At 39.5% G+C, this 14737-nt stretch carries 11 protein-coding genes and 1 tRNA gene; 3 read left to right on the top strand and 9 right to left on the bottom strand.

The features are described from left to right. Positions 1 to 16: 16 nt before the first annotated feature. The gene (locus J0A69_RS16965; RefSeq protein ID WP_206587809.1) at positions 17 to 3100 is read right to left on the bottom strand and encodes a TAT-variant-translocated molybdopterin oxidoreductase; all 3084 of its coding nucleotides are present in this window, start codon (positions 3098 to 3100) and stop codon (positions 17 to 19) included. A 39-nt stretch (positions 3101 to 3139) separates the two neighbouring features. Next, positions 3140 to 4405 carry a c-type cytochrome gene (locus J0A69_RS16960; RefSeq protein WP_206587808.1) on the bottom strand — a complete coding sequence of 422 codons (1266 nt, stop codon included), beginning with the start codon at positions 4403 to 4405 and terminating at the stop codon, positions 3140 to 3142. Positions 4406 to 4759: 354 nt separating this feature from the next. Here J0A69_RS16960 and J0A69_RS16955 point away from each other — a divergent pair. Next, positions 4760 to 4830 (top strand) — tRNA-Cys (locus J0A69_RS16955). A 65-nt stretch (positions 4831 to 4895) separates the two neighbouring features. Here the strand turns inward: J0A69_RS16955 and J0A69_RS16950 are convergent. Further along, positions 4896 to 5510: an outer membrane beta-barrel protein gene (locus J0A69_RS16950; protein WP_206587807.1), complete on the bottom strand. Its 615-nt coding sequence runs from the start codon at positions 5508 to 5510 to the stop codon at positions 4896 to 4898. Positions 5511 to 5767: 257 nt separating this feature from the next. After that, complete coding sequence (gene rpsA, locus J0A69_RS16945) at positions 5768 to 7537, bottom strand: 30S ribosomal protein S1 (RefSeq protein ID WP_206587806.1); 1770 nt, start codon at positions 7535 to 7537, stop codon at positions 5768 to 5770. A gap of 313 nt (positions 7538 to 7850) precedes the next feature. Here rpsA and J0A69_RS16940 point away from each other — a divergent pair, with 313 nt between their 5' ends. Then, on the top strand, positions 7851 to 8570 hold the full coding sequence (locus tag J0A69_RS16940) for a lysophospholipid acyltransferase family protein (RefSeq protein ID WP_206587805.1): 720 nt from the start codon (positions 7851 to 7853) through the stop codon (positions 8568 to 8570). Here J0A69_RS16940 and J0A69_RS16935 read toward each other — a convergent pair. From J0A69_RS16935 to J0A69_RS16920, 4 genes are all read right to left on the bottom strand, one after another. Further along, positions 8548 to 9210, bottom strand: coding sequence for a hypothetical protein (locus tag J0A69_RS16935; RefSeq protein ID WP_206587804.1), 663 nt, complete (start codon positions 9208 to 9210; stop codon positions 8548 to 8550). The genes J0A69_RS16940 and J0A69_RS16935 overlap by 23 nt on opposite strands. A 9-nt stretch (positions 9211 to 9219) precedes the next feature. Continuing rightward, positions 9220 to 10587, bottom strand: coding sequence for a cystathionine beta-synthase (locus J0A69_RS16930; RefSeq protein ID WP_206587803.1), 1368 nt, complete (start codon positions 10585 to 10587; stop codon positions 9220 to 9222). A 99-nt stretch (positions 10588 to 10686) separates the two neighbouring features. After that, complete coding sequence (locus J0A69_RS16925) at positions 10687 to 12321, bottom strand: putative ABC exporter domain-containing protein (RefSeq protein WP_206587802.1); 1635 nt, start codon at positions 12319 to 12321, stop codon at positions 10687 to 10689. Next, positions 12314 to 13030 (bottom strand): ABC transporter ATP-binding protein, encoded by a 717-nt coding sequence (locus tag J0A69_RS16920; RefSeq protein WP_206587801.1) that lies wholly within the window; start codon positions 13028 to 13030, stop codon positions 12314 to 12316. Before J0A69_RS16920 ends, J0A69_RS16925 begins: the two co-directional genes overlap by 8 nt. 108 nt (positions 13031 to 13138) lie before the next feature. Between J0A69_RS16920 and J0A69_RS16915 the strand changes: the two genes are divergently transcribed. Then, a complete protein-coding gene (locus J0A69_RS16915; protein WP_206587800.1) occupies positions 13139 to 13759 on the top strand; it encodes an outer membrane beta-barrel protein in 621 nt (206 codons plus the stop codon). Between the two features lie 51 nt (positions 13760 to 13810). Here the strand turns inward: J0A69_RS16915 and J0A69_RS16910 are convergent, their stop codons facing one another. Continuing rightward, positions 13811 to 14737 (bottom strand): aspartate carbamoyltransferase catalytic subunit, encoded by a 927-nt coding sequence (locus tag J0A69_RS16910; protein WP_206587799.1) that lies wholly within the window; start codon positions 14735 to 14737, stop codon positions 13811 to 13813.

Below are 14737 nucleotides of genomic sequence, written 5' to 3'. Positions count from 1 at the left end.
GTTTATAAAATTATGATTACGCTTCGTTTTTGTCTTTATTTCTGATTTTGGTGAAGTACCAAACGTTTGGACTTACGTTGATCTCCTCCAATACGTGATATGCTCTTTCCTCATTTACTTCTTTCAAAGCTGAAGTTGTATTCTCTTTGATTTTCAATAATTGAGAAACCTTGCTATTTGCATCATTCATATCTCCAAATACAAGGGCATCAGTAGGACAGGCAACCGCACAAGCGACATTGATCTCTCCATCCTGAATCTTACGCTTCTCACGTTTAGCTGCTAGTTTACCAGCCTGGATTCTCTGTACACACATAGAGCATTTCTCCATCACACCTCTGGCACGTACAGTTACATCTGGATTCAATACCATCTTACCCAAATCATCGTTTTGTGCGACGTTTGCAGGGAAGTCTTTATTGTCATGGTATTTGAACCAGTTGAATCGACGTACTTTATAAGGACAGTTGTTTGCACAATATCTAGTACCGATACATCTGTTGTAGGTCATTTGATTCAGACCTTCAGAAGAGTGGGTTGTTGCAGCAACAGGACAAACAGTCTCACATGGAGCGTTGTTACACTGCTGACACATCATAGGCTGGAATGTTACTTCTGGATTTTCAGAAGCCACTTCCATTCCTCTCAAATCATCAGCAGGAGCATCAGAAGAATAATAGCGATCAATTCTGATCCAAGCCATTTCTCTTCTATTCAATACTTCTTGCTTTCCTACTACAGCCACGTTGTTTTCAACCTGACAAGCAACAGAACATGCAGAACATCCAATACAAGAGTTCATGTCAATAGCAAGACCCCAGTGATGCTGAGAATATTGGTGACCTGACCAAAGAGAGATTTTGCTTGGTTTTACAAATTCTCCGTCTTTGTAGATTTCTGGATGGTATCTACCTGCTCCAGCATCATTTTTATATTCTGCAAGAGTAGCTTCTTGAATCACGTTCTCACGACCCATGAAGGTCTGATGAGTTTGTGTTCTAGCAATATTATAAGATTCACCAGTTGCAGAAACTTCTACACCTGAAGTGATATCAAAATTCACGAAACCTTGCGAAGCATCTAGCAATTCGTAAGCATTTACACCTACGCCATTTGCAACTCTACCTGCTTTTGTTCTTCCATAACCCAATGCCAATCCAAAAGTACCTTCAGCTTGACCTGGTTGAATAAGAATAGGAACAACAAGAGATTTTCCATTTACAGAAATAGAAGCTTTTGAAGTTTGTCCCTCATTCATGGTTACTCCGTTTTCAGAAGCCCATTTTTGTGAAACTGTCAAATAGTTATCCCAAGTTGCTTTGGTGATAGGATCAGACATTTCCTGAAGCCAAGGCACATTGGCAAAAGCTCCACTTCCGATACCTACTTTAGTATAAAGAACTAACTCTGCACCGGCATTGTCAGCTTTATATGCTTTAGCGACATTGGCAGCTGCTGCACTTACATCTCCTACTGGAGCTGCTGGAGCAGAAGCTTCTGATGCGATAGCTACGACACCATTAAATAAGGAACGATCCCAGAATTCCTGGAAAGCAGAACCAGTTTCAACTTGAGTGAAAATCTCAGATTCCCAGTTAAGTTGAAGGAAGTCATAATAGTTTGTAGTAGAGCCAGCCCAAGTCAAGAATGAATCCTGAGCCTGTCTTGTATCAAACAATGGGGAAATTGTTGGCTGAGCCAAAGAGAAGTGACCTTTCTTAGGTTCGAAGTCATTCCATGATTCCAAGAAATGATGATCTGGAGCTACCATTTGAACCAAAGAAGCTGTTTCGTCCATCGTTCCATTAGTAGCGATGCTTACTTTAGCTTTTGCAATTCCTTCAGCAACCTCAGCACCTCTTGCGAAATCATAAACTGGGTTACAGTTATAGAAAATCACTGCTCCAACCTGTCCACCTTTCAATTCATTGACGAATTGATTCATGCGGGTATCATCTCCTTTACGGAAATGAACTGGATTAGTAAAGTCAACTGTAGTTCCATTTGCACCAAGCAATTCATTGATTGCATTGATTACAACTTGAACATTTGGATCATTTGATCCTGAAACCACCAAACCAGCAGACTTTGCAGCCCAAAGGTCATTGGCAGCCTTTTCTAAATGTGCAATTTCCACTGCTGGAGCAGAAACCGTAGTAGCACCTGCTTTTTTAGCAAGCGCATTATATAAAGCCAAAACTGCCAATCCGCTTTGAGAAGCTTTGATTGGAGTTCTGTAATCAGCATTGGCACCAGTCAAAGAAAGATTGGATTCAAACTGATAATGTCTAGACATTTCAGGCTTCTCTTTGCTGATTTTTCTTGTTTTGGCATAAGCTCCAGCAAATTCAATCGGTGAAATCCAGGTTCCTAAGAAATCTGCACCAAAAGAAACGATGGTCTTTGCTTTGTCAAAAGAATAAGAAGGAATTCCCGCGGTGCCATAATAAGTTTCAGCAGCTTTGGAAATACCATAATTTGAAATCGGATCGTACTGAATCACTTCTACTCCACCTACAGCATCAGATAATTGCTGAATTGCTTTTAAAGTAGAAGGAGAAAGGATCGTGTTTGAAACAATTTTCACAGAACCAGCAGAAGCCAGTTTAGATTTCACTTGCGAATCGATGGTTGCCCAATCAGATTTTTCGCCAGCGATATAAGGTCCTGTCAATCTTTGCTTATCATAAAGAGAAAGAACAGATCCTTCTACGATTGCATTGACTTTACCTTTATTAATAGGAGAAAGCTCGTTACCATCAATTTTGATTGGTCGACCTTCTCTTGTTTTAACAACAATAGATGCATAATCACCTCCTGAAGAGAAAGTGGATGCATAATAATTAGGGATAGATGGGTTGACGTCAACCGGCTTATTCACATAAGGAATCGCCTTTCTAACCGGAGCTTCACAAGCTGCCAAAGAAGCAGCTGCCAAGCTAAATCCCATCAACTTGAGAAAATCTCTTCTGGAGGCACTGCCATCTTCACTTAAGGAAGAAGGAAGTTCTGCGAACTCCTTATCGGCATGCTTTACAAACTCCGGATCGTTGCTAAGTTGCTCTAGCCCTTTCCAGTAGGTTTTTTTATTTTCCTTCATTTTATGATCTAGGAATGAATTTGCAAAAAGGATAATGAATTAATAGTGGCACTTAGCACATTCAAGCCCGCCGATGTCTTTCACCTTTAGGGCATCTTTTGAATCTGCATGAATCTGTACCAACTTATCATAATAGGCATTGCCTTCAGTAGCAATTTCGGTTTGTCTGTGACAATCGATACACCAGCCCATAGTCAAAGCACTATGCTGACCCACCACTTCCATTTCCTGAATAGGACCGTGGCAAGTTTGACACTCAATTCCACCCACTTTCACGTGCTGAGAGTGGTTGAAGTACGCTAAATCCGGAAGGTTGTGAACTCTCACCCATTCAATCGGAGTGTTGTTATCCACAGCATCGTAGATTTTCTGAATTTCTGGAGAAACACCTTCTTTACCTTGTACATTCTGCACATGGGTGTGGCAGTTCATACAGATATTAGGAGAAGGGATGTTCGCTGATCTTCCGATCTCGACACCAGTATGGCAATACTGACATTCGATCTCTAAAGTTCCAGCATGTAGCTTGTGAGAATAAGCTATTGGTTGAGTAGGAGCATAACCTTGCTGAACACCTACTGAGTAAAGACCATCGATTGCTGTTTTAGCTACCAATGCCACAACCAAAGCTGTCACTATTATAATAAAGCCATCACTCTTGATAACCTTACCCAAGTTGAATTTCTGAGAAACGAACTCTTGATCATCTTCATCTAGTTCTTGCTTGTTCAGATATTTGGTCAATACAGAGATAATCAATCCCAATACTGCCAAAATCAAAAGCAGAACTACTACAAGAACTACCAAGATTACGGTAAGGTATTCGTTTGGAATGCCTCCACCTGCTACCGCCGCTCCACCTTCAGCGCCTGTTCCTGCTGCAGCTGCAGCTGCCGGATCAACTTTGTCGCCAAATTCGATGTATGCCAATAAGTTGTTTAGATCATCATCTGATAAAAACTCATGCGCTGGCATTGCCGTATTGTTGTACTCTTTATACAGGTCATTGTAATAAGAATCACCTGAACCAATAACTACGGCAGAATTTTTGATAAATTTCTTTACGTTTTCTGCAGGTTGCCTGTCAGTAGCTCCTCTTAAAGCAGGACCTACCAATTTAGCATCAAGTTTATGGCAAGTTTTACAATTTGTGTTAAATAGAGCCTTACCTGCTGCTACAGCTTCATCGCTACTATCAACTGCAGGATCCGCGGCAAAAGCCTGAATCCCAATCAGCATGAAAAACAGCACTGCCAGTGTGTGGAAATTCCATCGAACCCCTACTAACGAGCGTTTGGATAACATATTATAGCTAATTAAATAGTTTATGCGGTTTTCAATAACCCTTGCAAAGGTACTACCCGAAGCCAATTTTTCAAATAAGAAATCAATTCACATCAAGTGCATTAAACGCTATGAAAAGGCATTTTAATTATCTGATCTTCAATATTTTAGACTGGTTTTTTTAAAAGAAATTTTATTTAGAATCTTTATAAATAACTACATTTTCAAACCAGTAAAAAAATATCCCGTTTCCAAGATTTTTTAAAGGTGGAAATCAACACTTTGAATGCCTTTCATTCAAATAAGACTAAAATAATTGAAGGTAGTTTTGCTTCAAAAAAGATAATCTCTAGATTTGCATTCCATTTCCAAAATGGTCGAGTGGCCGAGTGGCTAGGCAGAGGTCTGCAAAACCTTGTACAGCGGTTCGAATCCGCTCTCGACCTCACAAAAAAAGCATCCCGAAATCGGGATGCTTTTTTATTTTTAGCCGGATAGCTTCAATCAAGACTTAAAATCTGTATGCCAATCCAAACTGAATTCCTAGCTCCTCCAGGATATGTTTGTATTTGTCAGAATTATCAAAAGGATTAACAGGATACCTCTCAATTACTCCATGTCTTTTATAGTTGGGAAATACCGAAAAAGTAAATTTCTCTTTACTTACTCTACTTCCGAAACCTATTAAATACCCTATCCCGTTTTGGTCGCTAAAATTATTCCCTTCCGACAATTGAAAATCAACCAATGGACCAGCCGCTACATAAAACAATCTACTGAGTGAATATTCTGCATAAATCGGAATAGACAGCATTTGAAAATCAGGGTTATGTAAATAACCTGTCATACAATTAATACATGGATTAGGGGCAGGAAAAAATTTTACCTCTCCTAGTAAGTAATTCAACCCTGCACTCAATTTGAATTTTTCTCCAATCCCTTTGGATAGAAGTACACCTACCTCTTTAAAGTTTTCCATCTGGACAGAACTACTTCCAATCAAATCAACTTTTCTATTGGCTCTTGCCCAAGAAGCACCAAAATACCCCTTCACCTCAAACCCAGACTGTGCGAAAACTGAAAAACTAATTAAAAGAATAATCGATAGTAAAAGTGCATTTTTCATAAGATCAAAGTAAATGATAAAACTAGTTTAGCCATGACGGAAGTAAAAACGGAATTGTTACAACGGACTCGATATATAATCTCGGGCTATGTTTTTTATAAAAAGTACAGGTTCTGGATTAGCAGGACACCAATAAATAAGCAATTGCTAAATGCGTTCTTTGCGTGACCTTTGTGATCTCTGTGGTTAAAACAAAAAAACGCCGACTTTACAGCCGGCGTTTTCTCTATTTTAAATTTCAAATATTGAATCTGAAATTATTTTTTACCTTCCATTTGCTCTTTCAATTGAGTCAAAGCGTCCAAGTCACCTAGGGTAGACTTCTCAGCTGGAGCAGAAGTAGTGGAAGCAGAACCTGTATCAGATTTCTTCTTCGCTTCTTTCTTAGCTGGCTTTGCTTCTTCTTTGAACATAGCAGTATGAGAAAGGACAATTCTCTTATCATCTTTAGAGAATTCAGTTACCTTGAAGTCTTCAGACTCTCCAGCTTCTACTTGAGAACCGTCTTCCTTCTCTAGGTTTTTGATGGTTGCGAAACCTTCCAAACCGTAAGGAAGCTCAAGAACTGCTCCTTTATCATTTTTAGAAACTACAGTACACTTGTGTACAGATCCTACTGGGAATACATTCTCGAAAGTATCCCATGGATTCTCTTCCAATTGCTTATGACCAAGTGCCAATCTTCTGTTTTCAACGTCAAGTTCAAGAACTGCTACTTCTAGCTCGTCTCCAACTTTAACAAACTCAGATGGGTGCTTGATTTTCTTAGTCCAAGAAAGGTCAGATACGTGAACCAAACCATCGATACCTTCTTCCAATTCAAGGAATAGACCGAAATTAGTCAAGTTTCTTACCACACCTTTATGCTTGGTTCCAACAGCGTACTTAGTACCCATGTCGTTCTTAGTCCATGGATCTTCAGTCAATTGCTTGATACCCAAAGACATTTTTCTTTCGTCCTTATCCAAAGTCAATACAACAGCATCGATTTCGTCACCAACTTTCACGAAGTCAGCAGGGTTTCTCAAATGCTGAGACCAGCTCATTTCAGAAACGTGGATCAAACCTTCAACACCTGGAGCAAGCTCAAGGAATGCACCGTAGTCAGCTACGTTTACAATCTTACCTCTTACTTTAGAACCAACTTCAAGGTTAGAAGCCAAAGAATCCCAAGGATGAGCAGTCAATTGCTTCATACCCAAAGAAATTCTCTTCTTATCATCATCAAAGTCAAGAACCACAATCTGAACTTTCTGATCAAGCTGCAATACTTCTTCTGGATGATTGATACGTCCCCAAGAGATATCTGTAATGTGAAGAAGACCATCTACACCACCCAAATCGATGAATACACCGAAGTTGGTCATGTTCTTGATCACACCTTCCAATACTTGACCTTTCTCTAGGTTGTTTAGGATCTCTGCTTTTTGCTTTTCAAGATCTTTCTCGATCAACACTTTGTGAGATACTACAACGTTATCATTTGCGTGGTTGATTTTCACCACTTTCACTTCCATTTTCTTACCTACATAGATATCGAAATCTCTGATAGGCTTCACATCGATCTGAGAACCTGGCAAGAAGGCTTCTACACCGTAGATATCTACGATCAAACCACCTTTGGTTCTTCTCTTTACAAGACCTTCGATTACGCTGTCATTCTCAAGAGCGCTTTCGATGTCCTGCCAAGCACGAACGATTTTGGCTTTTTTACGGGAAAGGATCAATTGACCCAAAGCATTTTCTTGCTCCTCGATGAATACTTCCACTTCGTCACCTGGCTTGATACCAGCTACGTCACGGAATTCACTCAAAGGAACCAAACCGTCAGATTTGAAGCCAATGTTGATGATTACATCCTTGTCATTTACTCCTACTACTACACCTTTGATCACTTCTTTCTCAGTGATTTCATTTAGTGTACCAGCATACATTGCCTCCATCTGAGCTTTTTGCTCTTTTGAATAGCCTTCTCCAAAACCTTTGGTTTCGAAGTTGTCCCAGTTAAAATCTTCTTTATTAGACATAATAGTGTTGACTCTGAAATCCCATCAGTCGTAGAGTCATGTGACTGCGGGTTTTTAGTTGTAAATCAGCGATTTAGAACTTTCTAAATCCCTCCGCTCACTCGAACGGACTGCAAAGGTACTGATTTTCTTTTATTTCGTAAATTGTGTTAAAAAAAATCAACTTTTTTACGGATCAGATACTCTGATTGCTTTCTTTCTTTTCTAAAAGATGCCCTATTTGCAATAAAAATAGCCCCGAAGCGCTCCGGGGCCAATGCAAGCAAAGAGTTAAGAATAAATTATAACCCAAAATTACCAATTTTCTCTTCAGATGAAAGTGATTCAGGCACTTTATACGATCTACTCTTTGACCATCTTTTGCCTTTTGATGGTCATTTTTGGGATATTCATCGTGATTCCTGTTTTGATAAGTGATAAAGCCGGCGAAATTTCATTTTTCTTTATCCGGCTCTGGGCAAGAACTTGGTGCATTTTATCAGGTTTCAGGTTTGAAATTCATGGAATAGAGCATATTGATCTCAAGCAACCCTACATATACATCTTCAACCACCGCTCATTTTTTGACGCTCCGGTCATTCCAATAGCAATTCCTCAACAAGTACGTGCTTTGGGAAAGAAAGAACTTTCTAAAGTTCCTGTTTTTGGCTGGGTAGTAGGAAAAGTCGCTGTTTGGGTGGACCGAGCAAATCCAACATCTCGAAAAGCAAGCATTGAAAAGCTGGTGAAAATCCTGAAGAAAGGGATTTCAATCGTGGTGGCACCTGAAGGAACCAGGAATGATTCAAAAGAAACACTGATGCCTTTTCAAAAAGGAGTTTTTCGATTGTCTATCGAGACAGGAATCCCCATTCTCCCAATGGCAGTTATCAATGCCGATCAAATCCATAGAAGAGGATCGCTTCTTTTGAGTCCTGGAAAAGTTAGAATCTATTTTTCTCAAGCAATTTTCCCTTCCTCCAATACGACTGTGGATGAGCTAGCTGAAAAATGCAGGAATAGATTGGAAGCTATGGTTCTAAGTCAAGAGTAGGTTTATCCTCCACCTCATCCGCTGCATCAATTGTCAACTCCTCAAAAAGTACATAAACCGAAAGGTAGGTCAATGGAATTGTCACCAATAAGCCAACCAATAAACAAAGTAGTCCGCATATATTGATGAAAAGTAAAATCAGTGTAAATCCGAAGAATTTGAACCAATTGGTATGCACAAGCTTTCGGCTTAGCTCCATAGCAGTCCAAAACTCAAAGCCTCCAAAAAGCACAAATAAGTTGGCAAACATATAACCAACCAATAAGTAAATCCCAGGCAGAATAAATAGAACTATCCCCGCAAGAGAGAAAATCCCCGCAATAAGATTGACTATCACAAGGGGAAGCAAGTATTTAAATCCATCAAAATAATTCTGGAAATCCAAATATTCACCTTGAGTTATTCTATTCGCGACTAGATAAAATCCAGCCACCAATGGTGGATTAATGAAAATAGAATAGATAAAGACGAAATCTCGCAGATATAAGGTGAATGCCAACTGAATCGTACTGATCAGAAAAGCAAAGCCAATATGAAACATAGCCCTTTCCTTAAATAAGGTCCAGGCTTTGACTATTATTTCAGAAATATTAAAATCAACACCAGAATCAATGATTCGTTGAAGCTTTAATTGGTCCATGTGAAATGATTACTTGGTGAAAGCTTCCAGAATATCGTGTTTGGTGATAATGTGAATCTGATCCTGAGCATCCCGCACCAAAACTGCTTTTTCTTTCTCAACCATAGAGGATAACACATCCAAAGTGCTATCCAAGGCTACGAAATGCATGGAATCTTCCATCACATCAGCAACTTTGGCATCTTTCAAGCTTGGATTATCAATGATTTTGGCTAGTAGTTTATTGTCTGTCAATGAACCAACGACTTCTCCATTTTCCATCACAGGAATCTGAGAAACGCTGGTTTTATTCATTAATCCAATGGCATCACGAACTGAATCTGATTTCAATGATGAAACTAGAGTATAAGCACCATTTCTTTGTGAAATGATATCTCTTGCTGTAGAGAAGGTTCTATCTTCCAAGAAACCGTGATTTCTCATCCACTCGTCATTGTAGACTTTTCCTAGATATCGAGTCCCATGATCCGGAAGAATAATGACCATCTGATCGCCCTCTTTTAGATTTTCTTTGGCCCATTCAAGTGCACCATGTACAGCAGAACCGCATGACCATCCTACAAAAAGTCCTTCCTCTCTTGCCAAACGACGCGTCATCACAGCCGAATCTTTATCAGTTACTTTGACAAAATGATCAATCATGTCAAAGTCCACATTCTTAGGAAGAATATCTTCGCCAATCCCTTCTGTCAAATAGGGATAAACCTCCTTTTCGTCAAAAATTCCAGTTTCCTTATACTTTTTAAATACAGACCCATAGGTATCAATACCTACTGTAACCACATTTGGATTCTGTTCCTTCAGGTATTTTGCAGTTCCACACATGGATCCACCGGTTCCCACTCCAGCAGCGTAATGCGTGATTTTTCCATCTGTATCTTTCCAGATTTCAGGGCCCGTGGTTTCATAGTGGGCGGCTGTATTGGATAAGTTATCGTACTGATTTGGATAAAATGAATTAGGGATATCTCTATTAAGCTTTTTAGCTACTGAATAGTAAGATCTTGGATCTTCTGGAGAAACGTTGGTTGGGCAGACAATTACTTCTGCGCCAACTGCCTTCAAAATATCTATCTTTTCCTTAGACTGCTTATCGGCCATTGTAAAAATACACTTGTACCCTTTCGCCACAGCGGCAAGAGCCAAGCCCATTCCTGTATTACCTGAAGTTCCTTCTATGATCGTTCCACCTGGCTTCAAAACCCCAGCTTTTTCGGCATCTTCTACCATCTTCACAGCCATTCTGTCTTTCATGGAATTGCCAGGATTGAAATACTCAACTTTGACAAGTACTTCGCCTTTGATGTCTTTCGCCAGCTTATTCAAGCGGATCATGGGAGTGTTCCCAATGGTATCGATAATGGAATTATAGATCATAGTCAGTCATATTTGGTATCCAAAATTACAGGAATTTTCTTGCCCATTCTTTTTTGGGCAATCAAAAACAAAATAAAATTTTGGGAGAAATAGTTCTCTTTAGACTTCCTTAAACTCAATCCGCTTGATGACGTCCAAGGTAACATGCATTAAAATGGCTGTTACAAAGGAAATACCCAGGATTAGAGCCAACAGTCCAAAAACAAATTGCTTGGTCAAAACAAAAATCAGAATCCCTGCAATTCCGGAAGGAATGATCCCGAATAAAAAGATCCCTCCAATCATCAATGGTTTGATCAATATCCTATCCCAGCTTTCTTCCAAAGCTACCTGAGGGATGAGATTGATCGCAAAGCCAATCAAATAGAGTCCTATCATTCCAATTAGGAAAAGTGGAATCAAGGCCCAATGGAGTCCTGCAATAAACACTGAAGGAATTATCATCAAAGCTGAAAAAATAAATATTTGCAAGAGATCCAATTTGATCATATTCCAAAACTTCGAAGTCCATCTAGCCGGAATCAGTATAAAAAATGGCTTTTTCAGATCTCCTACGGATGCTCTTCCAATTCCCGCTAAAAAGTAAAAGGCCAAGAGAATCATTAAATAGCCATAAAAGACCTTATGAGAGAACCAGTCGAAATTTGAAAGGATGGCAAAGACAATCCCCAATGCCGCCATGATGGAAGAGTAAATCCCAAAGAGTGGATGGAAATCCTGTCTGGAGCTATGCACATAATTTCTCCAATAAATCGCTTTTGCTCCAGCTCCAAAATCAGGCAATGCCAACTGCTTTTTGGCATTCAGGCTATAGGTACTTTCTGAAACTTCTTTTTTGCCTCTTACTTTTTCTAATTTCTCCTCATTGGACTTGGTAGCCTCCAATACATCCTCATAGTAATATCCTGAAAACTGGATGACCAATTTCACTACTGAGAAATATGCAAGTCCAAACAAAGCCAAAAAGCTTAGGGATAAGATCAAATTCTGATGCATCGCATAGCTCATGATCCCTCTACTCCAACCTACTACCGGAAAGAGATTAAACCAAGGCGAACTTATCCAGGCAAACATTCCTTGCCAGAATTTTTCTGCCATCAAACCCGGAATCAAAATCAATAATCCAAGAGTGATACCCAGCAATGCTACCCCGGATTTGATATACTCCATAATACCATATTTGGTATGAAGGGTGTAAATCAAAAACCGCAAAGGAAAAATCATGAAGAAGAATAAGGCAAAACCCAGAATCAAAAATGTAATATTTCCTACTGTCAGATCTAGCTGATCAGCCATCTGGCTTGCACCATAAATAAGAAAGATAAAACTACCTCCCAAAGCAGGCAAAATTGACCTTGCCATGTAATAAATCAATATATTCTCAGGCTTTACCGGTGCTGTGAAAAGCAAATTAACATCAGCCATTTTGAAGAAACTGACATTGTTTTTAGTAGCTCTGTATAATTGAAAAATAAAGAAAGCCAAAGCCAACAAAGTAACTCCACCAATAACATTCTGCACTCCAAAATCTACCTGAGGCATATTCTCCATGTCAGGAGCCTGAAACTCCGGAGTACTTTCACCCTTACTTTTCATTCTCATCGAATAGATGAAAAAGAAATAGGCAAGCATCCCGGCGTATGGTAAAAGCCTTAAGGGGTTTTTGAGAATGAGTTTGATATTATTGATCAGGATGAAAATATCCTTCCTGAAGAGCAATCGGATTTCATTCATCTTTGGTAAGTTCTAAGAACAAGTCTTCCAAGGAAGTCCCTTCCTCCTGCACAAATTGTTGTTTCAAATTGGCAATTGAATCATTGCCGAGAATTTTTCCGCTCTTCAAGATCATAATTCGGTCTGCAATATTTTCCACACTATCTATCAGGTGGGTGCTAACCAAAATTGTCTTTCCAGCTTCTTTCAATTTTCTAAAAATCTGTCTGGTGTTTTTGATGGCTTTTGGATCCAATCCAATCATAGGTTCGTCAAAAAACAAAACTTGGGGATCAGGAATCAAAGCACAGCAAATGGATACCTTTTGACGCATTCCTTTGGAAAGATCTCTGCCCAACTTATCCTTTTTATCATCCAGTTCGAAAAGCTCCATCAACTCATCCCCTTTTTCTTTCCAGTTTTTCACGTCATATGCCTGACCAATAAACTGAAAGTGCTCTTTCACTGTCAGCAAATCATAGACATATGGAGTTTCAGGTATATAGCTGAAAAGCTTTTTTGCCTCCACAGAGAGATGATCATAGCCTCCGATTGTGATTTCACCGGAAGTTTTTCGCAATAATCCAACGATGCATTTCATGGTTGTACTTTTCCCTGCTCCATTTGGGCCTAAAAGACCAACTACCTCTCCACCTTGAAGCTCAAAAGAAATATCATCGACAGCATTTTGCTTTCCATATTTCTTGACCAGATTATTAACGACTAGCATAAAAATGAATTTGACCTTAAAACTACAGTCTATAAGATTAGGTTTCTAAATTTTGGAATCTTTTTTGTTAATCGCATCCCATCAATTTTATACACTCAACACTATTTTATGAAGAAATTTCTAGCAATCATTTCATTCTTCGCCATTTGCAATTTTTCAAATGCCCAGCATGCAGGGAGATTTAGGATGGGGATGGATGTAGGTCCTGCAATTCCCAAAGGTGGCGGAATTGGAGCTTTGGTGAATTTAGAACCAAAAGTAAACCTCAAAAACAACCTCAATGTTGGGATCCGTTTTGGAGTGGCAGCTTTGGCAAAAGACGTCACATATTATAACATCAATGATGATTACGAAGGAGAAATCTCCGGTAACATTTCCGTGACTGGTACTATGGATTACTATTTCAACAATGGTGGAAGCAATGTTGCTCCCTACATTGGAGCTGGCTTTGGCTATTTTGCATTAAGCAGTATCGAAATCAACAGCACTGACTTTGATACTCCAGATAACATCGGTGATTTGGAAGCAGATTTCAAATGGGCACCAATGGTAAGAGCTGGAGTTGAATTAGGGAAATTCAGAATGGGTGCAGAATATAACTTTGTTCCTACAAGCAACCTTCAAAATGCATCTGGAGAAGTCATCGGGGAAGCTATCAATCAATACTTTGGATTCACTCTCGGATTTTATGTCGGAGGAGGAAGATGGAGAGGTATAGGAGGCTTCTAAAATTCAATCTAAAAAAGAAGGGGATTCAAAATCATTGAATCCCCTTCTTTTTTATCCTTTGGCTCCTGCCAGTAAGTAGAGTACAGCCATCCTCACCGCCACTCCATTTTGAACCTGTTCCAAAATGATAGCGTGCTCGGAATCGGCTACATCCGAACTCAATTCCACCCCTCTATTGATCGGTCCAGGGTGCATGATTACAATTTCTTTATCCAATTCCTCTAGCATTTTTCGGTTGATGCCATAATAAAGGGAGTACTCTCTTAGACTAGGGAAATATTTAATCTGTTGGCGTTCCAATTGGATTCGAAGCACATTCGCTACATCACACCACTGAAGTGCTTTTCTGACATCGAGTTCCACTTTCACTCCCAAACTCTCAATATGCTTCGGAAGCAAAGTGATTGGACCGCAAACCATTACTTCTGCGCCAAGTTTCTGAAGACAGAAAATATTGGATAAAGCAACTCTAGAATGTAGGATATCACCGATGATTGCTACTTTTTTCCCAGCTACATCTCCCAATTTCTCTTGGATAGAAAAAGCATCTAAAAGCGCTTGAGTTGGGTGCTCATGCGTTCCGTCTCCGGCATTAACGATATTGGCTTTTACATTTCTGCTCAAAAAATGTGGTGCTCCCGGACTGGAATGTCTCATGACCACCATATCCACTTTCATAGACAAAATATTATTTACTGTATCGACCAGAGTTTCTCCCTTTTTCACTGAAGAATTACTGGAAGAGAAATTGACAACATCCGCAGACAGTCTTTTTTCTGCTAATTCGAAGGAAAGTCTAGTCCTGGTAGAGTTTTCAAAAAAGATATTTGCTATCGTGATATCCCTGAGAGAAGGGACTTTCTTAATAGGCCTGTTGATTACTTCTTTGAAATTTGCTGCTGTCTGTAAAATCAATTCCACATCCTCCTGAGTGATGTTTTTGATTCCTAACAGATGTCTGGTGCTGAGTTGAGACAT

The sequence above is a fragment of the Algoriphagus pacificus genome, from assembly GCF_017254845.1.
GTDB classification, from domain to species: Bacteria; Bacteroidota; Bacteroidia; order Cytophagales; family Cyclobacteriaceae; genus Algoriphagus; species Algoriphagus pacificus.
Note: the sequence above shows the minus strand (reverse complement) of the source record. Positions and strands in the feature narration are given on the sequence as shown.